Annotated in this window: 18 protein-coding genes; 12 read left to right on the top strand and 6 right to left on the bottom strand. The window is 39.6% G+C overall.

Annotation, left to right across the window (positions count from 1 at the left end; genetic code table 11):
* Positions 1–182 precede the first annotated feature (182 nt).
* From hutU to F948_RS01620, 6 genes are all read left to right on the top strand, one after another.
* On the top strand, positions 183–1,850 hold the full coding sequence (gene hutU / locus F948_RS01645; RefSeq protein WP_017397491.1) for a urocanate hydratase: 1,668 nt from the start codon (positions 183–185) through the stop codon (positions 1,848–1,850).
* Positions 1,851–1,934: 84 nt separating this feature from the next.
* Entirely contained in the window at positions 1,935–3,473 is a 1,539-nt protein-coding gene (hutH, locus tag F948_RS01640) for a histidine ammonia-lyase (protein ID WP_004915004.1), read from the top strand.
* 64 nt (positions 3,474–3,537) lie between these two features.
* Positions 3,538–4,950, top strand: a complete 1,413-nt coding sequence (locus F948_RS01635; RefSeq protein ID WP_004915006.1) for an amino acid permease — start codon at positions 3,538–3,540, stop codon at positions 4,948–4,950.
* A 51-nt stretch (positions 4,951–5,001) separates the two neighbouring features.
* Positions 5,002–6,207, top strand: a complete 1,206-nt coding sequence (hutI, locus tag F948_RS01630) for an imidazolonepropionase (protein WP_004915009.1) — start codon at positions 5,002–5,004, stop codon at positions 6,205–6,207.
* Positions 6,208–6,237: 30 nt separating this feature from the next.
* A complete protein-coding gene (gene hutG / locus F948_RS01625) occupies positions 6,238–7,158 on the top strand; it encodes a formimidoylglutamase (RefSeq protein WP_004959224.1) in 921 nt (306 codons plus the stop codon).
* A 49-nt stretch (positions 7,159–7,207) separates the two neighbouring features.
* Positions 7,208–8,479 (top strand): Glu/Leu/Phe/Val family dehydrogenase, encoded by a 1,272-nt coding sequence (locus F948_RS01620; RefSeq protein WP_004959222.1) that lies wholly within the window; start codon positions 7,208–7,210, stop codon positions 8,477–8,479.
* A 64-nt stretch (positions 8,480–8,543) separates the two neighbouring features.
* On the opposite strand, the gene F948_RS01615 is transcribed toward F948_RS01620, so the two are convergent.
* The 3 genes from F948_RS01615 to F948_RS01605 form a co-directional block, all read right to left on the bottom strand.
* Entirely contained in the window at positions 8,544–9,371 is an 828-nt protein-coding gene (locus F948_RS01615; protein WP_004959219.1) for an SDR family oxidoreductase, read from the bottom strand.
* Positions 9,372–9,451: 80 nt separating this feature from the next.
* Positions 9,452–10,198, bottom strand: coding sequence for an IS5 family transposase (locus F948_RS01610; protein WP_004912080.1), 747 nt, complete (start codon positions 10,196–10,198; stop codon positions 9,452–9,454).
* Between the two features lie 67 nt (positions 10,199–10,265).
* Entirely contained in the window at positions 10,266–10,985 is a 720-nt protein-coding gene (locus F948_RS01605; RefSeq protein ID WP_004959216.1) for an enoyl-CoA hydratase/isomerase family protein, read from the bottom strand.
* Positions 10,986–11,102: 117 nt separating this feature from the next.
* Here F948_RS01605 and F948_RS01600 point away from each other — a divergent pair, with 117 nt between their 5' ends.
* Positions 11,103–12,167 (top strand): AraC family transcriptional regulator, encoded by a 1,065-nt coding sequence (locus F948_RS01600; protein WP_004959215.1) that lies wholly within the window; start codon positions 11,103–11,105, stop codon positions 12,165–12,167.
* Here F948_RS01600 and F948_RS01595 read toward each other — a convergent pair.
* A complete protein-coding gene (locus F948_RS01595; RefSeq protein ID WP_004959213.1) occupies positions 12,164–13,576 on the bottom strand; it encodes an aminotransferase-like domain-containing protein in 1,413 nt (470 codons plus the stop codon). The genes F948_RS01600 and F948_RS01595 overlap by 4 nt on opposite strands.
* A gap of 230 nt (positions 13,577–13,806) precedes the next feature.
* Here F948_RS01595 and F948_RS01590 point away from each other — a divergent pair, with 230 nt between their 5' ends.
* On the top strand, positions 13,807–14,625 hold the full coding sequence (locus tag F948_RS01590; RefSeq protein ID WP_004959212.1) for a hypothetical protein: 819 nt from the start codon (positions 13,807–13,809) through the stop codon (positions 14,623–14,625).
* 44 nt (positions 14,626–14,669) lie between these two features.
* Positions 14,670–14,858 (top strand): cbb3-type cytochrome oxidase assembly protein, encoded by a 189-nt coding sequence (locus F948_RS01585; protein ID WP_004959209.1) that lies wholly within the window; start codon positions 14,670–14,672, stop codon positions 14,856–14,858.
* A 13-nt stretch (positions 14,859–14,871) separates the two neighbouring features.
* Here the strand turns inward: F948_RS01585 and F948_RS01580 are convergent.
* Positions 14,872–16,010 (bottom strand): IS3 family transposase gene (locus F948_RS01580; protein ID WP_115636320.1). Its coding sequence is split into 2 segments (ribosomal slippage): positions 14,872–15,752 and positions 15,752–16,010, totalling 1,140 coding nucleotides; the frame shifts between segments, so codons are not numbered across the junction.
* Positions 16,011–16,232: 222 nt separating this feature from the next.
* Here F948_RS01580 and F948_RS01570 point away from each other — a divergent pair.
* Genes F948_RS01570 through F948_RS01560 form a run of 3 tightly spaced genes read left to right on the top strand, consistent with a single transcriptional unit; the run spans position 16,233 to position 20,327 of the window.
* Entirely contained in the window at positions 16,233–16,991 is a 759-nt protein-coding gene (locus F948_RS01570; protein ID WP_004959201.1) for a LamB/YcsF family protein, read from the top strand.
* A gap of 30 nt (positions 16,992–17,021) precedes the next feature.
* Positions 17,022–18,596 carry a 5-oxoprolinase subunit B/C family protein gene (locus F948_RS01565; protein WP_004959197.1) on the top strand — a complete coding sequence of 525 codons (1,575 nt, stop codon included), beginning with the start codon at positions 17,022–17,024 and terminating at the stop codon, positions 18,594–18,596.
* Complete coding sequence (locus F948_RS01560) at positions 18,597–20,327, top strand: acetyl/propionyl/methylcrotonyl-CoA carboxylase subunit alpha (protein WP_004959195.1); 1,731 nt, start codon at positions 18,597–18,599, stop codon at positions 20,325–20,327. It begins immediately after the preceding gene.
* 52 nt (positions 20,328–20,379) lie between these two features.
* On the opposite strand, the gene F948_RS01555 is transcribed toward F948_RS01560, so the two are convergent.
* Positions 20,380–21,159 carry a M48 family metallopeptidase gene (locus F948_RS01555; RefSeq protein WP_004959193.1) on the bottom strand — a complete coding sequence of 260 codons (780 nt, stop codon included), beginning with the start codon at positions 21,157–21,159 and terminating at the stop codon, positions 20,380–20,382.
* Positions 21,160–21,209 lie beyond the last annotated feature (50 nt).

The raw sequence follows: 21,209 nt of genomic DNA, 5'->3' as shown, positions 1-21,209 counted from the left end.
AATAAATCAATTTATTTCATATGTTTAAAATTTATTTTCATAAATGGAATGAAATGCATCTTTTCAAGATAAAAGATTTGTGTAGTATATAGATGTATATACAAGTTAGTACATTGCTATACGTTAAAAGCAGTATAATTTTCGGTTCAAATCTCAAAGGAAGGAGTCCGATTGTGACTACAATGACAACAAAATTTCGTGACGTAGAAATTCGCGCACCACGTGGTACACAACTGAATGCAAAAAGTTGGTTAACTGAAGCGCCGTTACGCATGCTGATGAATAATCTTGACCCTGATGTGGCAGAAAATCCAAAAGAACTCGTTGTTTATGGTGGGATCGGTCGTGCTGCACGTAACTGGGAATGCTTTGATAAAATTGTTGAAACTTTAAAAAACTTAGAAGCGGATGAAACCTTGTTGGTTCAATCAGGTAAACCTGTTGGTGTATTCAAAACCCATAAAGATGCGCCACGTGTTTTGATTGCAAACTCGAATTTAGTTCCACATTGGGCGAATTGGGAACACTTCAATGAGCTAGATGCAAAAGGTTTGGCAATGTACGGTCAAATGACAGCAGGTTCTTGGATCTACATTGGTAGCCAAGGCATTGTACAAGGTACATATGAAACTTTTGTCGAAGCGGGTCGTCAACATTATAACGGTGATTTAACAGGTCGTTGGGTACTGACAGCTGGTTTAGGTGGTATGGGCGGAGCTCAACCATTGGCAGCAACATTGGCTGGTGCATGCTCATTGAATATCGAATGCCAACAAACCAGTATCGATTTCCGTTTACGCACACGTTATGTTGATGAACAAGCGACTGATTTGGATGATGCATTAGCGCGTATTGAAAAATACACCAAAGAAGGTAAAGCTGTTTCGATTGCATTACATGGTAACGCAGCTGAAATTTTACCTGAATTAGTTCGTCGTGGTGTACGTCCTGATATGGTTACTGACCAAACCAGCGCACATGATCCACTTAATGGTTATTTGCCAGTGGGTTGGACATGGGAAGAATACCGTGAGCGTGCTAAAACTGAACCAGAAGTTGTGGTGAAAGCCGCTAAACAATCTATGGCAAAGCATGTTCAAGCGATGCTTGATTTCCAAAAAATGGGTGTGCCAACATTTGACTATGGCAACAACATTCGTCAAATGGCACAAGAAGAAGGTGTTGCGAACGCTTTTGATTTCCCAGGTTTCGTACCTGCTTATATTCGCCCATTGTTCTGTCGCGGTGTAGGACCATTCCGTTGGGTTGCACTTTCAGGTGATCCAGAAGATATCTATAAAACAGATGCAAAAGTAAAAGAATTAATCCCTGATGATGAACATTTGCATCGTTGGTTGGATATGGCACGTGAACGTATTAGCTTCCAAGGTCTACCAGCGCGTATTTGTTGGGTGGGATTAGGTCTACGTGCCAAACTTGGTTTAGCTTTTAATGAAATGGTCCGCAGTGGTGAGCTTTCAGCTCCGATCGTCATTGGTCGTGACCATTTAGATTCAGGTTCAGTATCAAGTCCGAATCGTGAAACAGAAGCGATGCAAGATGGTTCAGATGCAGTATCTGATTGGCCATTATTAAATGCGCTCTTGAATACAGCAGGTGGTGCAACTTGGGTTTCTTTACATCATGGTGGTGGTGTTGGTATGGGCTTCTCTCAACATTCAGGTGTTGTGATTGTATGTGATGGTACAGATGAAGCGGCAGCACGTATCGCTCGTGTATTAACCAATGATCCTGCAACAGGAGTGATGCGTCACGCTGACGCAGGCTATGACATTGCGATCGAGTGCGCTAAAGAGCAAGGTTTGAACTTGCCTATGATTACGCAGTAAACAGACAACAACATTACGATGCTTTTTGCAATTGTGTAAGCAGCATCGTAAGGGAACAATAGAATGCAAAACAGGACGCCAACGATGGAACTTTTAATTCAACCCGGCAAACTTACCTTAGCAGATCTTCGTCATGCCTACCTAAATCCAATTAAAGTCAAACTTGATGACAGTGCATCAGCAGGCATTAATGCCAGTGTTGCATGTGTCGAAAAAATAGTGAATGAAGGCCGTACCGCTTACGGGATCAATACTGGTTTTGGCTTGCTCGCTTCAACTAAAATTGCGCCTGAAGATTTAGAAAAATTACAACGTTCACTGGTACTTTCTCATGCAGCAGGTGTTGGTGAACCATTAGATGATGCGATGGTTCGTTTAATCATGTTGCTCAAAGCAAACAGCTTGGCACGTGGTTTCTCAGGTATTCGCCGTAAAGTGATTGATGCCATTCTTGCGTTGATCAATGCGGAAGTGTATCCACATATTCCACTTAAAGGATCGGTAGGTGCATCTGGAGATTTAGCACCATTAGCACATATGTCTTTAGTGTTATTAGGTGAGGGTAAAGCTCGCCATAAAGGTGAGTGGCTTTCAGCTGTTGATGCATTGAAAGTTGCTGGCTTAGAACCAATTTCCCTAGCGGCTAAAGAAGGCTTGGCGTTATTAAATGGTACACAAGTTTCAACAGCATATGCACTGCGCGGTTTATTTGAAGCAGAAGATTTATTTGCTGCTGCTACGGTTTGTGGTGGTCTAAGTGTAGAAGCGATGTTGGGTTCACGAGCGCCATTTGATGCTCGTATCCATGAGGTGCGTGGTCAACGTGGTCAAATAGATGTTGCTGCGGCTTATCGTGACTTACTCACTGATTCAAGTGAAATTGCACATTCGCATGAAGATTGCAGCAAAGTTCAAGACCCATATTCATTACGTTGCCAACCGCAAGTGATGGGTGCCTGTTTGACTCAAATTCGTCAGGCAGCGGAAGTATTAGAAATTGAATCAAATGCTGTATCAGATAATCCACTGGTTTTCGCAGCTGAAGGCGATGTGATCTCAGGTGGCAATTTCCATGCTGAGCCTGTGGCGATGGCGGCAGATAATTTGGCACTGGCAATTGCAGAAATCGGTTCACTCTCTGAACGCCGTATCTCGATGATGATGGATCGTCATATGTCACAACTTCCACCATTTTTAGTCGCTAATGGTGGTGTCAATTCTGGATTTATGATCGCTCAAGTGACTGCTGCAGCATTGGCAAGTGACAACAAAGCTTTAGCACATCCTGCAAGTGTGGATAGTTTGCCAACTTCAGCAAACCAAGAAGACCATGTTTCTATGGCACCAAATGCTGGTAAGCGCTTGTGGTATATGGCAGATAACGTTCGTGGCATTCTTGCAGTGGAATGGTTGGGTGCTTGTCAGGGGCTTGATTTCCGTGAAGGTTTAAAAAGCTCTCCAAAACTTGAACGTGCTCGAAAAGTATTACGTAACCAAGTTCCTTACTACAGTGAAGATCGTTTCTTCGCTCCTGATATTGAACAGGCAAGTGAATTACTCGCAAGTGGCTGTTTGAATGAGCTCATTCTCCCAAATCTATTACCTAGTCTATCAAACGCCTAATCATGATAACGGTCACATGGAGTGACCGACTCTAACTATATTTCCTCAAGGATTGGAGATAATAATGTCACAACACTCCACTTTACAGCGGGGATTAAACACCCGTCACATCCGTTTCTTAGCATTAGGTTCAGCGATAGGAACGGGACTTTTTTACGGTTCAGCAACAGCCATTAAAATGGCAGGTCCATCAGTTTTGCTCGCATATATTGTTGCAGGGATCGCAATATATATCGTGATGCGCGCATTAGGAGAGATGGCTGTTCAAAATCCAGTTTCAGGCTCTTTCAGTCACTATGCTTCACAGTACATTGGACCACTTGCAGGTTTTACCACAGGTTGGACTTATGTATTTGAAATGATCATTGTTGCGCTGGCTGATGTGACTGCGTTTGGGATCTATATGGGCTTCTGGTATCCAGATGTTCCTAGATGGATTTGGATTCTGTCACTGATCATGTTCTTAGGTGCAATTAACCTCATTCATGTCAAAGTTTTTGGTGAGCTAGAGTTCTGGCTTTCAATCGTAAAAGTGACCGCGATTGTTGCCATGATTTTGGGTGGCTTAGGGCTGATGATTTATGGTTTCAATGCCGATCAAGCAGGTTTCACAACAGGTATTCAAAACTTATGGATTCATGAAGGCTTTATGCCAAATGGTATTGCAGGTTTGATTGCGTGTTTATCTGTAGTTGTATTTGCTTTTGGTGGTATCGAGATTATTGGGATTACTGCGGGTGAATCTAAAGATCCAAAGACCTCTATTCCTAAAGCAATTAACGCTGTTCCAGTACGTATCTTATTATTTTATGTGCTAACAATTTTTGTTTTGATGTCGATTTTCCCTTGGAATCAAATAGGTAGCCAAGGTAGTCCATTTGTACAAATTTTTGAGAATTTAGGAATCGGATCGGCTGCAACAATTTTGAATATTGTCGTCATCACTGCTGCGGTATCAGCGATTAATAGTGATGTATTTGGTGCGGGACGTATGCTGTTTGGTATGTCGAGTCGTGGACAAGCACCGCAAGTGTTTCAAAAAATCTCTAAAAATGGTGTGCCATGGATGACTGTCATTGTTATGGCAGGAGTCTTACTTATCGGTGTGCTTCTCAACTATTTAATTCCAGAAAATGTATTCCTTATCATTGCATCAATCGCAACATTTGCAACGGTTTGGGTATGGTTGATGATCTTACTTTCACAAGTTGCGATGCGTCGTAAGATGTCGAAAGAACAGATTAAAGCACTAGATTTCCCTGTGATCGGTTGGCCGTATGCTCCTGCATTTGCCATTGCATTCATGTTGTTTATCTTGGCAATGATGGGTTATTTCCCTGACTCAAGACCTGCATTATATGTCGGTATTACATGGTTGGTTTTACTGTGTATTGCATACAACATTTGGGTTAAACCAAAACAAGATGCGATCAAGGTTGATCAGGATTTACCACAAAATTTCAAAATGGAAAGCTAATAACCTAACTGTTTAAGAGCTTATAGCTCTTGAACAGAGAGAGGATCTAAAATGAAAAAGCTTTGGAAAAACTGTCATATCGCCACTATGCAGGATGGGAAATACAACAGTATTGAACATGCTGCTTTAGTGACATCTGGAAATTGCATTCACTGGATTGGTCGTGAAAGTGATATTCCAAATGACAATTATACTGAAACCATTAATTTAAATGGATCATGGTTAACGCCCGGTTTAATTGATTGTCATACCCATAGCGTATTCGGTGGCAATCGTAGTGTTGAGTTTGAGCAGCGTTTGCAAGGCGTTAGCTATGCTGAGATCGCGGCAAATGGTGGTGGTATTGCCAGTACTGTTCGTGCAACTCGTGAAGCTAGCGAAGATGAGTTACTTGCTTCAGCACTAAAACGTATTCGCTGTTTACTCAAAGATGGGGTTACCACCATCGAGATTAAATCAGGATACGGTTTAGACTATCTGAATGAACGTAAAATGTTGCGTGTGATTCGTCAAATTGCAAATATTTTGCCAATGACTGTACGCAGTACATGCTTAGCAGCGCACGCTTTACCTCCTGAATATAAAGATCAAAGTGATGCGTATGTTGATCATATTTGTACAGAAATGTTGCCAAAACTACATCAAGAAGGACTCGTGGATGCGGTCGATGCATTTTGTGAGTATTTAGCATTTTCACCTACACAAGTTGAACATATATTTAACACAGCACATGCACTCAATCTCCCAGTTAAATTGCATGCTGAACAACTGTCTTCTCTCGGTGGCTCTAGTCTTGCTGCTCGTTACCACGCATTGTCTGCAGATCATTTGGAATTTATGACTGAAGATGATGTCAAAGCAATGGCGGTTTCAGGAACCGTAGCAGTGTTACTACCCGGTGCATTCTATTTCTTGAGGGAAACGCAACTTCCTCCACTAGAGAGTTTGCATAAACATGGTGTTCGTATTGCTTTGTCGAGCGACTTAAATCCTGGAACTTCTCCAGCATTGTCATTACGTTTGATGATGAACATGGGAAGTACCTTATTTCGCTTAACACCTGAACAAACGTTGGCAGGGGTGACTATTCATGCCGCACATGCTTTGGGACTACAAGATTCACATGGCAGTCTAGAAGTAGGCAAAGTTGCTGACTTTATTGCTTGGGAAATTGAACATCCATCTGAGATTGTGTATTGGCTAGGTGGAGATTTGCCTAAACGTATTATTCAGCATGGCAATGAAATTTGTGTGTAGTGCAAACAGTTTTAATTAGCGATATTTGATATGAATCATTCATTTACATGGCAAGGACGACATGATGGCGATGGTGAAGAACATCGACGTATCCATCATGTGGTAAATACCAGACAACATGCTTCATTTGCCTTAATTGGTTTTGGTTCGGATGAAGGTGTAAAACGAAATAAAGGTCGTTTAGGGGCAGCGGATGCACCTGATATGATTCGAGCACAATTGGCAAATTTACCTGTACACCAATCTGTATCAATTGTTGATATTGGTACAGTCGTATGTGAGCAAGGTCAACTAGAAAAGGCACAAGCTGAGTTAGCAGATCAAGTTGAACGAAGTTTACAACAGGGAATGAAACCGATTGTTCTAGGTGGTGGTCATGAGGTTGCTTTTGGAAGTTTTTCAGGACTGTTCCAATACATCCAACATCATGAGCCGCAGCAAAAAATTGGAATCATTAATTTTGATGCACACTTTGATTTGCGTGAAGCAGAGCAGGTGACTTCAGGTACACCATTTTTAAATGCTGCAAAATTATCAGAACAGAATCAAAAAGAATTTCATTATTTGTGCATCGGTGTCGCGAAGCATTCAAACACGAAAGCTTTGTTTGACACGGCAGATCGCCTGAACTGTCAATATATATACGATCAGCAACTTCAGCTTTCAGAAATTGACCATTTGATATCGAAAATTAACGGTTTTATAGAAAAAATTGACGCGTTATACATTACAGTAGACCTCGATGTATTTAATGCCAGCATTGCTCCCGGTGTGAGTGCACCTGCGGTCAAAGGAATTGATCTTTCGGTCTTTGATCCATTGTTTCAAGCCATAAAGAAATCTGGAAAAATGCGAGTTTTCGATGTGGCTGAATGCAATCCACGGTTTGATTTGGATAATCGAACAGCCAAATTAGCCGCTTATATTATTTTTAACTACATTTTTGACTGATGGCTTGGCGTGAGCTGACCCATCTATTTTCATTTTATAAGGATAGACAATGTCTAATTTATCTTATATCTCTCAAAATAACGGTCCATGGTCAACTTACCTCGAACAAATCGATCGCGTTGCGCCTTACTTAGAGCATTTAAAAGATTACATCGACACATTGAAGCGCCCTAAGCGTGCCTTGATTGTGGATGTGCCGATTGTAATGGATGACGGTACGATCCAGCACTTTGAAGGCTATCGTGTTCAACACAATTTATCACGTGGTCCAGGTAAAGGTGGTATTCGTTTCCATCCAGATGTTGACTTAAATGAAGTGATGGCACTTTCTGCGTGGATGACGATTAAAACTGCGGTTTTAAATCTTCCATTTGGTGGTGCAAAAGGTGGTGTACGTGTTGATCCGCGTAAACTTTCACCTCGTGAGTTAGAACGTTTGACACGTCGTTATACCAGTGAAATTAGTCACATCATTGGACCACAAAAAGATATCCCAGCACCTGATGTGGGTACAAACCCAAATGTCATGGGTTGGATCATGGATACATATTCATCTGGCCAAGGTCATACTGTGACAGGTGTTGTAACTGGTAAACCTGTACATTTAGGTGGTTCATTAGGTCGTATCAAAGCAACGGGTCGTGGTGTGTTTATCACAGGTCAACAAGTTGCTGAGAAGATCAAATTACCTTTAGATGGTGCGAAAATCGCAGTTCAAGGTTTTGGTAACGTAGGTAGTGAAGCAGCGTATTTATTCGCTGAGTCAAAATCTAAAGTCGTAACTATTCAAGACCATACAGGTACGATTTATAATCCAGAAGGTATTAACCTTGAAGAGTTAAAAGTTTATCTTCAAACAAATCAAGGTGTGGGCGGTTTTGCTGGTGCGCAAGCGATCAGTGATGAAGCATTCTGGGATGTGGAAATGGATATTTTGATTCCAGCAGCTTTAGAAGGTCAAATCACAGTTGAACGTGCACAAAAATTAACTGCGAAGTTGGTTTTAGAAGGTGCAAACGGACCAACATATCCTGAAGCCGATGATATTCTAGTTCAACGTGGTATCACGGTTGTCCCAGACGTTATCTGTAATGCGGGTGGTGTAACGGTTTCTTACTTTGAATGGGTTCAAGATATGTCGAGCTACTTCTGGTCAGAAGAAGAGATTAACGAACGTCTTGATAAGCTGATGATTCAAGCAATCCATGATGTTTGGAATACTGCCAACGAGAAAGTATGTACGCTAAGAACCGCAGCATTTATTCTTGGTTGTGAGCGTATCTTAAAAGCACGTAAAGAGCGTGGTATTTTCCCAGGTTAATACGGGTGAAATAACAATAAGCGACCTTAAGACCATAGTTTTAAGGTCGCTTTTGTCTTAGAAGTTAATCTAAAAAGAAATCTTTTTGTAATTCTGTCTTTCCTTCAATACAAGCATAGCCGTCTAGTTCAGTGATCCCAATTCTTGCAAGAGCTTGCTCATCAGTTAAACTTTGTCCTGTGAGTTCATCACGATTAGTTGTATAAATTGCATAAGCTGCATCTGCCATAATTTCGGGTTTGCGACTTAGTTGTAGAGTATTTTCTTCTCCCAAATTTTTTGAAACCGCAGCAGTCGCAATATAAGTTTCTGGCCATAAGGTATTACAAGAAATTCCATATTGCCGAAACTCTTCTGCCATACCTAGCGTGAGGATAGTCATTCCATATTTAGATAGTGCATAGGGGGAAAGCATTCCTAACCATTTCGGTGACATATTGACTGGTGGAGACAAACTCAAAATATGTGGGTTTGAAGATTTTTTTAAGTAAGGTAGTGCTGCTTGGGCGCAGATAAATGTCGCTCTGTGATTAATAGTTTGAATCAAGTCATATTGCTTCAGTGAAGTTGACTCAACACCAGTGAGAGCGATTGCGCCTGCATTATTGATGAGCACATTTAATCCGCCGAAGGTTTCAACTGTTTGTTGTATAGCAGAATGAATTTGTTGCTCATCTCGTACATCCAAAATGAGAGGAAGTGCCTTGCCACCCGCAGCATTAATTTCCTCTGCAACGCTGTATATCGTGCCTGATAATTTAGGTGTTTCGACAGCAGTCTTCGCAGCAATCACGACATTAGCACCTGCTTGGGCGGCCTTTATTGCAATTGCTCGACCAATACCACGACTTCCACCTGTGATAAAAACAGTTCTTCCTTGCATAGTTTTCATTGTAATTTCCTATTTCTAATTCATGTTAAAAATTAAGTTAAAGAATAGGGTCTGTTGACATTTACTGTTCATAATTAAACCTATAAAGGTAGCCATAAAAATATACAGGCTAAGGCAACAGCACTTTGATAATTTCTTTTGAGCTTGTCATATCGAGTAGCTATCCCTCTAAATTGTTTTAATCTACAAAACATATTTTCAACTAAATGCCTGATTTTATATAAATACCAGTCCATATGATCATTGTTCGATTGGCTATTTATTTTCTTTGGTATATTCGCTTTTGTTCCTGTTTTTCTGATCTGCTCACGCAGTGGTTCTGAATCATAGCCTTTATCTGCGCATACCACTTCTGTCTCTTTTAAATCTAATGTTGCTATTAAATCAGGTGCAACTTTGATGTCATGTGTAGTGCCATCGGTAATCATGAAATCAATAGGATTGCCATGTGAATCAACAATCAAATGTATTTTTGAGGAGTTTCCTCCTACACTTTTAGAAATGGATTGATTCGCTATACCGGCAGAATGTTGATGAGCACGTACGTGAGAGCCATCAATAAAAATCCACTCCATATCGGGGCATGATGCTAATAATTTGAATAATCTAAGCAACTTACCGCTGCTTGACCAACGATTAAAACGTTTGAAAATAGAGTTTGATTGACCGAAATAGGAAGGAATATCTCGCCACGGACAGCCTGTTCTAATTCTATAGAGAATAGCTTCAATAAAATTACGTAAATTTGAGTTGTGATGAATAGATAAATTACGCAAAATAGTTTTCAACTTTTGCCAGTGTTGATCTGTCAGCATGGTACGAGGCATAGCGAATAGTAAAATTGGGTTTGGCGATTTGATTTTACTACTTCGCTATTTTTTTAAGCTAAAAGTGTCAACACACCCTAAAAGGATGTGCAAATTTTTCAGGATTATACAACTGTCGTTGTTTGGCAATTTCGACAATTCGATGGTGCAATTGACGTTTAATTACGGCATAGGTCAGGCGATGTTTCTGTGACATATCTTCTGCAAATCGTAAAGTTTCAGTCTGTAAGGATTCAACAGAATGTATCTGGCTCACTACTTGAGCTTGTAAACATTCAACGCCTGTCATCGATTTGCCTGTTAAAGACATTTCCCAAGTTGCATATTGATTAGGTAGCAGTTGCACAATCTCTGCAATGATATCGGTAAAAGGAATGGTAAGTTTTATTTCAGGAAAACAGAATCGACCTTTATCTGACCGCATAAATCTAAAGTCACAAGCTGATGCTAAGATCGCACCGCCTGCATAAGCATTGCCATTGATTTCAGCAATGACAGGGAGATTCAATAATGCTAAGCGAAGTAACATATCTTCTAGTTGAGTAGTAAATGCTTTTTTATCTTCGATAGATTGTTGCATCAACCATGCAAGGTCTAATCCATTACAAAACGTTTTGTGATGATCACTTCGAATAATCAGGCTCGCGTTATTTTTATCGTTTTCAATTTCATCAAAAACCGAAATATATTCATCTAAAACGTCTTTGTTGAGCGCATTTTCCTGATCGCCGTTGATTAATGTCAGCACATAAATGGATTGTTGTTTATCGAGATGTAGGCTTGCCATTTATGCAATTCCTCTAAGTTTATTCATTTATCTATGACTGATTATTCAGAATAAACTGCTCGCCCAATAGGGTAGACTATGCCATATTAATGATCATTTTAGGACATTGGATGTGCTATGCGTGATCCTTTTGGGCTGTTTCAAGAAAACATTTCTGTTTCTTATGCTCATGTACTATTAGAAATTACTGAAGCATATGGCATCGAGAATCAAACTGTTTTACATAATACTGGGTTGGTTCTATCAGCTATGAAACATGCTGATGCCAAAATGAGTGCTCATCAGTGGTCTAAGCTGGTAGTGAATGCATTACAACTCACAGGTAATCATCGTTTGGGCATTGAGTATGGGCTCAAACTTCGTCCTACTTCACATGGGGCATTGGGCTTTGCATTTTTAAGTTGTGCTGATGTTGAAACTGCTTTGACACTCTGTCAGCAATATTTCTGTACTCGGATTCAAAATTTCACACCTGAATGGACTGTTGATCAGGATTTTGTCTATGTTTATTTAGATGATGTACATCCTGTTAGATTTGGTGATGAGCAACAATCAGCGCAATTACGATCTTTTCTAGTTGAATGTTTGATCTTTGGAGCAATTCATTTTTTAAGTTTATTTTCAAAAGAGCTGATTGAGCAGAGTGAAGTCTTTCTTGATTGGGAAGAAAGCAATGATTACCAGTGTATTGAGCTTTCAAAAGTTAAGATACATTTTAGTCAAAAAAGAAATGGGCTTCGTTTTCCTAAATTCTTCCTTAACTGCAAAAATAAAAATGCTGATCAAGTTTCTTTTCAGCAGGCACTTTTGTATTGTGAAAATGATAAAGGGCGGTTAGTTAAAGAAAATATAAGGGATTTACAGAAAAGTATCCGCTCAGAACTATTGTATAACTCAAGCAATGGTTATCCTACATTGCCCATGATTGCTGAACGTTTGAATATGTCTGAACGAACTCTAAAAAGACATTTACAGGCGCAAGGGACGACTTTCTTACAGATTCTAGCTGATGTGCGATTTACGGAGGCTAAAAAAATGCTGCAACACAAACAATATAGCATCCAAGATATTGCAAGCATTGTTGGTTATGAAGAAGCGACCAATTTTATCCGTGCTTTTAAAAAGGCCTTTGGAGAAACACCAAGCCAATATCGAAAGCGTAGTGTAGCCAAATCTAGTTAAATTGAGATTTCTTTCTCAATAGCTAGAATAAATTGATCCACGGCATGTTGAATTTTTTCAGTCCATTCAAAAGAACAATTCATTCGAATAAAGTGTTGATGTGAAGGCAATACATTAAATAGCGGACTGGGTGCTATACCAATCTGTTGTTGAATCAGTAGTTCATAGATTTGCATGCTACTGACTTTTTGAGGCAATTGAATCCAAAGAAAATAACCACTTGGATAATTATATACCTTGCAGCCTTCGGGTAAATGTTGTTTTAGATATTGGAAAAATTGTTTTTTATTCTTTTCTAATGAGCGTCTGAGCGTTCTTAAATGCTTTTCATAATGATGATGGGCTAAAAATTCAACTAGGGCATTTTGGATGAGTGCATTTGCAGAAATCGTGCTCATCAGTTGTAAATGTTGGATGTGCTCTGAGAATTTACCTGCATAGACCCAGCCCATACGAAAACCAGAACCTAAAGTTTTCGAGAAAGAAGAGCAGTGCAATACCAAATTTTGTTGATCAAAATACTTCATTGGAAGTGGTTTCTGACTGCCATAAAACAATTCTTCATAGACATCATCTTCAATTAAATGAATTTGATGTTCATGCAAAAGTTGAGCAATTTTAAATTTGATTTCATCGCTGACCGTAAAGCCAATTGGATTGTGTGCATTGAGCATAAACCAGCAGACTTTGATTGGATACGTCTTAATTACTTGTTCAAAAGCTTCAATATCAAAACCATGCTGTGGATGTTCAGGAAGTGTAATGACTTTCAATCCTAAACGTTCGGCTGCCTGCCAAGCGCCATAAAAAATAGTTTGCTGCAATAAAATATATTCACCAGGTTGTGTGATCGCTTGCAAAGACAGATTGAGTGCTTCCAAGCCTCCAGATGTGATAACAATATCATCCGCATCGGTTGGAATACCTTGCATACAATAACGTTGCGCGATCAGTTTCCGAAGTTCCAAATTCCCAGGTGGAAGATTGGTGGTTTGGTCATAACTATGTCGGTTACGGGAGAGTTGTCCCATGATTTGAATCAGCTTGGGTGGATAGAGCAACTGACTATCAGGAAATGCCGAACCCAGCGGACTGATATGTTTTGATTGAATCGATTTTAGATATTTAAATACCAGAGAGTTAATTTCAATTTTGGGATTCAATGCAACAATTGAGTGTGTTTGTGGAATTTGGGTCGATACTTGCTCAGCAACAAAATAACCAGATTTTTCTTTTGAATAAATTAATCCTTGTGCCTCTAATTCTTGGTAAGCATTCATCACTGTGATCAAGCTAAAACCTGAACGTTGTACTTGCTCACGTAGAGATGGAAGTTTGCTATGTGCCTTCCAAGTGCCATTTTCGATCAGTAATTTTAGATTGTGCGCTAACTGTTCAGACTTATACATGAAGTTTGCAGCCCTAATGATATCTGCTTTTATTTTAAAGAAAATCTATCAGGATTTTATAACAGATTTAGTCCAATTGAATCATCTGTTATATTTTTTTAAGCATGCTCTGTAGCTATTCAATACTTGAAGTAACGCTCAAAATAACACCATGAACGATTAAAACTCCAAACACAAAATTTGAGTTTATTGGGTTCTAAAGAATGTTTCGATTTGACAGGGCGTATTCGATGTTTGTGACCAAAGAACTTAATGCGATGACAGCAGTTTTTGAAGACAGTATGCCTTCATCACTGATTAAGGAAGAATTACAACTTGAATATGTGAATCTTGAAGCGACTTTATTAAGAGCAAAAGTCTTAAGAAATTTTGCTAAAGAGAAAGTGACTTACATTGTGCAAACTCAAATTTATGAGAATGACCAAAATCTAGCATATTTATTTGCGCCGTTTGTGCTTGCCAATTTAAATCAGCCTGTGATTTATACCACGCTCAATTCATCTTCGATTTTAAAGATATTAAATCAATATTATCAGGCAGAAAAAAGAGTGAAGTTGAATGTCATAGATTTGCTGCAAAGTCTGAAAGTTTATGTAGATGTTGTCGATCAACCCAAAAAACAAGAAGACTTTCTATTTAGAAACTTGGTTAAAGCACTCTGTCGATCAGATATTTCGCAAATTTTTCTGATCACATCATCAGCGATGAATCATCACCAACTTCAACAGTTGCAGGATTTCTTAAGTGTAAAGATTAGTGTCATTCAGACAGTTTGTGAAGAAAGTATTGTAAAGGATGAAATATTAAATACTCGGAAATTGTTGTTTAAAAACAAAGATGATTTCCATCGAAATATTTGTACATTGTTTTCATCTTTAAACGCAAAACTTATTGCACAAATAAGTCAACTTAGTGAAGTGCAAGCAGCTCATCTTATTGAAGACATGTTTTATTCGGAACATATTTTTGAAAAATTATCAGTCTATGCCGAATACATGCAGACCCATATCCAAAATGGATCAAGTTATAAAACTTTATCCATGATTTAAAGATTTTAGAACCGAATACTTGTATTTAAATAGGAGTAGACAATATGTCTCAGCAACAATCTAAGTTTCCATACTTAACAGTTGGTATCAGTATTTTACTTGGTTGCTTATTTTTAGTTTTCTTCTTCCTTGCGGTCAGTAATCAACCAGATTATATGCCGTCACAACAGAAGCAGAATATTCAAAAGATTCAACCAGCACATTCATCAACTGGACTGCTCCCAGTATCCTAGACATGAGACCGCCTCATTTTGAAGCTGTCTCAAATGCTTCTGGGCTCATCCCATCGAGATGCGAATGACGCCTGATTCGATTGTAAAACATCTCGATATAATCAAACACATCCGCACGGGCCATTTCTCGTGTTTTATAGATCCTCTTTTTAATTCTTTCCTTCTTTAAACTACTAAAAAAGGATTCAGCAACAGCATTGTCCCAACAGTTTCCACGACGACTCATACTCGGAACTAAATTATGCTTTTGACAGAATTTCTGCCAGTCTCCGCTACTGTATTGTGAACCTTGGTCTGAGTGTATGATCACAGGTTCATTGGGTCTGCGTCGCCATACCGCCATTAAAAGTGCATCCAAAACGATATCCTTGGCAAGCGTAGGTTTCATTGACCAACCGATGACTTTCCTTGAATATAAATCGAGAACCACAGCCAGATATAACCAGCCTTGCCAAGTACGGATGTAGGTAATATCAGTCACCCAGGAAGTATCAGGGGTGCTCACAGCGAACTCTCGATTTAAGTGATTTGGTGGCACAATCGGAGGACGGTCACAACCATAACTTTTATGCTTTTTATATCCTCGAACAGCGGCAATGCCATTGTTCTTCATGATCTTCAGCACACGATTGGGGCCACAGCTTTCACCTAGCTCTTTAAGATCCAGCGTGATGCGACGATAACCATAGATGCCATAACTGGCATCATAAGAAGAGCGGATCAGTTGTAATAACCGTTTGTCTTCAATTGTTCTGCCTGATTCGGGTTCATGTAGCCAGGCGTAATAGCCAGCACGAGCAATCTTAAGAACCCGACACATCGTTTTAATCTTAAATTGATGGCTGTACTCAAGGATAAACTGATACTTTACTCGGGCAGGCTTGCAAAGTACCTTGCGGCCTTTTTTAAGATATCTCGCTCTTCTTCAGTTTGCTTAAGCTGACTTTTAAGACGAAGGATCTCTTTCTTTGCTTCGAGTAGTTCATGTTCATCAGGGTTGTTGCGTAAAGGCTGTACGGCCTTTAGCCATTTATAAATGCTGTGCTGTGATACACCTAAACGTTCAGCCACATCAGTGACAGAATATCCACGTTCGGTAATCAATTTAACAGCTTCATCTTTAAATTCTGGGGTGTGTCGTTGTCCACTCATAATGTTCTCTCCTATGCAAAAAGAATAGACAAAATTTGTCTAGGAGAGTGGTGGCAGTCCAAGTTTCGGGGCTAAGTGTCTAAATAAAAAGATGCTTAATTAAAATAAATTCTGTATAAAATCCCATTCGGAAATTAATAAAAATAAATATTGGTAAAGCAAAGCGTTGGAGTATATTGCTAAAATAAATCAATAAAAGAAAGAGTAGCAATTGGGAAGCGTATGTACATTGATCTAAACAGTGATTTAGGCGAGAGCTATGGCTCATGGTCTATGGGTAATGACGAACAAATACTTCCGATTGTTAGCAGTGCCAATATTGCTTGTGGTTTTCATGCAGGCGATCCCAAAAGTATTCTACAAACATTGAAGCAAGCTGCTCATTTAAAAGTGAGTGTAGGTGCGCATGTCTCCTATCCAGACTTAGTGGGTTTTGGCCGTCGTAATATGGATGTGGCATATGATGAGTTATATGCAGACGTCTTGTACCAAATTTCAGCTTTACAAGGTCTAGCACAAGTCGCAGGCACTAGCGTTCGGTATGTAAAACCTCATGGTGCTTTGTATAACACTATCGCTACCAATTTAGTTCAAGCAAAAGCAGTTATAGATGCGATCTTGGCTTACGACTCGTCTTTGGTATTAGTCGCTTTAGCTGGTTCACCCTTAATCGAATTTGCAAGAAAGCAAGGTTTAAGAGTCGTATCAGAAGCATTTGCTGATCGTGCTTACCATCGTGATGGAACTTTGGTTTCTCGACGTCAAGAGGGTGCGGTTTTGCATGATGTAGAAATGATTGCTGAGCGTGTATTAGATATGATCAAAAAAAAGGGTGTCATGTCTATAGAAGGCGAATTTACCCCGCTTAAAGCCGATACAATCTGTTTGCATGGAGATTCGTTAGGAGCATTACAGATGGCAAAAGTGGTTCGCCAAACCTTAGCTGATCACCAAATTGCTATACATAGCTTTGTATCTTAAAACTTATAGATCATATCGTTGAGTGCTGGAATGAGATTTTTATCGGTCAATGAAAATGCATTTTTAATTGAATTAGATGCTTTAGAAACAACAATTGCAGTATATCAATCACTCAATCAAGCGAATCATCCTTATATTCAAGAATTAATTCCTGCTGCTCGAACAGTCTTGGTGTATTTCGATCCAATTTGGATTGATCAACTTAGCTTGATCAAATGGATTCGTTCCCAAAAAATTGAATTAAAACGATTTAATTCAACTAAAGAAATTGTTATTGGTGTTCATTATGATGGTTGTGATTTAGCAGAAATAGCCGATCATTTAGGGCTAACAACTCAACAATTGATTCGAAAACATACCGAAAGCTGCTGGCAAGTTGCATTCATTGGTTTTGCACCGGGATTTGCTTATTTGATGAGCCATGACCAGCCATTTGGTAGCGTCCCACGCCGATCCTCACCCCGTAAAAAAGTAATAGCAGGGTCGGTCGGTTTAGCAGGAGAATATAGCGGAATTTATCCTAAGGAGAGTCCTGGTGGTTGGCAACTGATTGGGAGAACGGATGAAATCATGTGGGATATTCACCGAGAAAATCCAGCTTTGTTACTGCCTTCTGATCAAGTGGTTTTTAAAGATATTAGTCGAAACCCAACACAAACCTCTGTTTCAACAACCCTAGTTCATTCAAATTTAGCAACCCACAAACCCGTTCTATTTGAAGTATTAAATACTGGATTACAAGTCTTAGTCCAAGATCAAGGTCGACATCATGTAGCATCTCTTGGAGTTGGAAGAGCAGGTGCGTTAGATCAGAGTTCTTTTGTTGAAGCGAACCTAATCGTTGGTAATCCTAAACACGCAGCAGTGTTAGAAATTTTAAATGGTGGGCTAAAACTTAAAGTCATTCAGCCATCTGTAATCGCAGTGACGGGTGCATTGAGTGAGCTTTGGATTACTTATAAAGAGACAGGTAAAAGACAAGCCAGTTTATCCCAACCAATCGCTGTAGATGAAGGTGATGAGATCTATCTAACACAGCCTAAAGAAGGGTTACGTAACTATCTTGCAGTTCAGGGTGGAATCTATGCGGAGCAAGTTTTAGGTAGTGTCAGTTATGATTCTCTTGCAGAATTGGGTACATCGCCTATTCAGGTCGGTGATCAGATTTATTCTGCTCAGTTAAAAACTTATCCTGTTGAGTTAAATCATTTTGTTCGAACAAAACCAACAGTAGGCGATGAAATCATTATAGATGTGTGTTTAGGTCCTCGAACAGATTGGTTCTCTACAGATAGTTTGGAATTGTTCTTCAATCAGCGGTGGCAAGTCAGTGCTGAAAGTAACCGAATTGGATTGAGATTAAGTGGTGAAAAAACACTAGTGAGAGAGATCGACAAAGAGTTACCGAGTGAAGGATGTTGTACTGGTGCGATACAAGTACCCCCAAATGGTCAGCCTGTTTTATTTATGAATGATCACCCAATTACAGGTGGATATCCAGTCATCGCGAGTGTTGCAGCATATCATCTGGACCTAATCGCGCAGATTCCAACGGGGTGTTTGATTAAATTTAGACAAATTTCAGATTTTATGGACTTAAAATAAATGTACAGTTCACATAAGCTTTTAATTGCAAATCGGGGTGAGATTGCAGTTCGAGTGATTCAAGCTTGCAAAGATTTAGCGATTAGATCGGTTGCAATCTATGCAGATGATGACATGGCGAGTTTACATGTCAAAATGGCGGATGAAGCTTGGGCGCTATCGGGTTTAACTGCAAAAGAAACTTATCTCGATATTAACAAAATTTTGGCAATTGCCAAAAAAGCTCAAGTCACGATGATTCATCCAGGATATGGTTTCCTTTCAGAACGTGCTGATTTTGCGCAAGCAGTATTAGATGCAGGGCTTATTTGGGTTGGGCCACCGCCTAAGGCAATTCAACAACTTGGTGACAAGATTCAAGCAAGAAAAATTGCTCAATCAGTTGGTGCTCCATTGGTACAGGGCACAGCAGAACCACTACAGTTTGCAGAAGAAGCACTAAAGTTTGCTAAACAATATGGCCTCCCGATTGCTATCAAGGCCGCTTATGGTGGCGGTGGACGTGGTTTAAAGGTCGCTTGGGAGCTAGAGGAGGTTGCGAGCTTGTATGAGTCTGCCGTCAGAGAAGCTACAGCAGCCTTTGGACGAGGCGAATGTTATGTTGAACAATATTTGGATAAGCCTAGACATATTGAAGCTCAGATTCTTGCAGATCAGTTAGGTCATATCGTTGTTGTTGGAACACGAGATTGCTCTTTGCAAAGACGTAATCAAAAGCTTGTAGAGGAAGCGCCAGCACCGTTTATCTCAGATGAGATTTATCAACAAATTGTAAGTTCATCGATCAAGCTGTGTCGTGCAGTTGATTATGTCGGGGCAGGTACAGTCGAATATTTATTGAGCCAAAATAGCAAGCTGTCATTTTTAGAGGTTAATACACGATTACAAGTTGAACATCCCGTGTCTGAAGAAACTTCGGGACTAGATATTGTTGTGGAACAAATAAAAATTGCATTAGGTGAACCGCTTTCAATCCAAGCTACGCCGAAAGTTCAAACTCATGCAATTGAGTTTCGTATCAATGCCGAAGATCCTGCACGTGGATTTATTCCCTCATTTGGTCAAATATCCAAATTTATGGCGCCATCTGGTATTGGAATTCGTCTAGACACAGGCGTTATGCAAGGAAGTAAAGTCTCCTGCCATTTTGATTCTTTACTCGCAAAATTAATCGTGACGGGACCAACACGTGAGATTGCCATTCAACGAGCTAAAAGGGCTTTAGCTGCTTTTGAAATAGAAGGTATAGCCACTGTTTTGCCTTTTCATAAAACAGTATTGCAACATCCAGATTTTGTTGACGAATTTAAAGTACATACGCGATGGATTGAGCAAGATTTTTCTCAAGAATATGAAGTTCAACAGCGAAGTATCATTCAGGATGATCAGCAATTTGCACGCTTCATGATTGAAATAGATGGGAAGTTACAACAAATTGTATTGCCGAAGGAGTTTTTAAATTTTCAAACCGTTCAACAGCATGTAAAACCTATAGAAGAAGTTAAAGTATCTGATGAAAAAACACTGCTTGCTCCAATCTCAGGTGTAATTACAGCTTGGAAAGTAGAAGACAATCAAATGGTAGAAAAAGGTGATGTAGTTGCAGTGATGGAGGCAATGAAAATGGAAGTTCAGGTAACTGCTCATCGTAGTGGACAGATCAAGCAATTAGCACAGATCCATCAAAATTATTCAAACGATGAAAAGATAGCTGAGATTCATGCAGTTTGAGACCATGATAATAAAAAAGCCACTAAATTAGCATCTAGTGGCTTTGTATAGCTTAACGACGGCTTTGATTGTACACAGCCATAGCTGCTGGTAGGTTTTTACGCATATCGCCAATACGTTGAGTATTTGACGGGTGTGTTGATAAGAATGATGCGCCGCCAGGACCATCAAGACGATTCATTTTTTCCCATAAGCTAATTGCCGCGTTAGGATTGTATCCAGCGCGCGCCATTAACATCAAACCGCCGTAATCGGCACGACTTTCAAGATTACGAGAATAAGGTAAACCAATACCAATTTGGCTACCTAAGTTAATTGCTGCATTTCCAGCTTCACCAATATTAGCGCCTGCGTAGCTGCTACCAATACCAATGGCTAGGCTAGTCAGTGCTTGAGCCCCAATTTTGCTTTTAGCATGCTCTTCGAGGGCATGGGTCATTTCATGTCCCATAATTGCAGCGATTTCATCATTGGTTAAATTAAGCTTATTTACGATACCTGTGTAGAAAACAACTTTACCGCCAGGTGCGACATAAGCATTCACGTTGTCAGATTTCAACACTGCAAGCTGCCAATCAAAGCGTTGTCCAGTTTGATTCATTCGATCTGCGTAAGGTTTTAAACGTAAGAAAACCGTATTGATACGTTGATAAGTGCTAGAACTAGTATCAAGTTGGTTTTTAGCACGAGCTTCTTGAGTCATTTTAGAGAAACTTTGTGCTGATTGAGCATTCAAAGTTGCACTATCTGCACCAGCCATATCAGCAAAAGAAGCACAACCAGAAATGGTCATCACTGATGCTGCACAAAGGCTTAAAGCCAGCTTCTTCATACTTATTTTCTCCAAATCAGTATCTTATTGGTTTAATCTTTCATTAGAAT

Source organism: Acinetobacter junii CIP 64.5, assembly GCF_000368765.1.
Classification (GTDB): Bacteria; Pseudomonadota; Gammaproteobacteria; order Pseudomonadales; family Moraxellaceae; genus Acinetobacter; species Acinetobacter junii.
The sequence above is the reverse complement of the archived record's forward strand: the minus strand, read 5'-3'. Positions and strand labels throughout refer to the sequence as shown.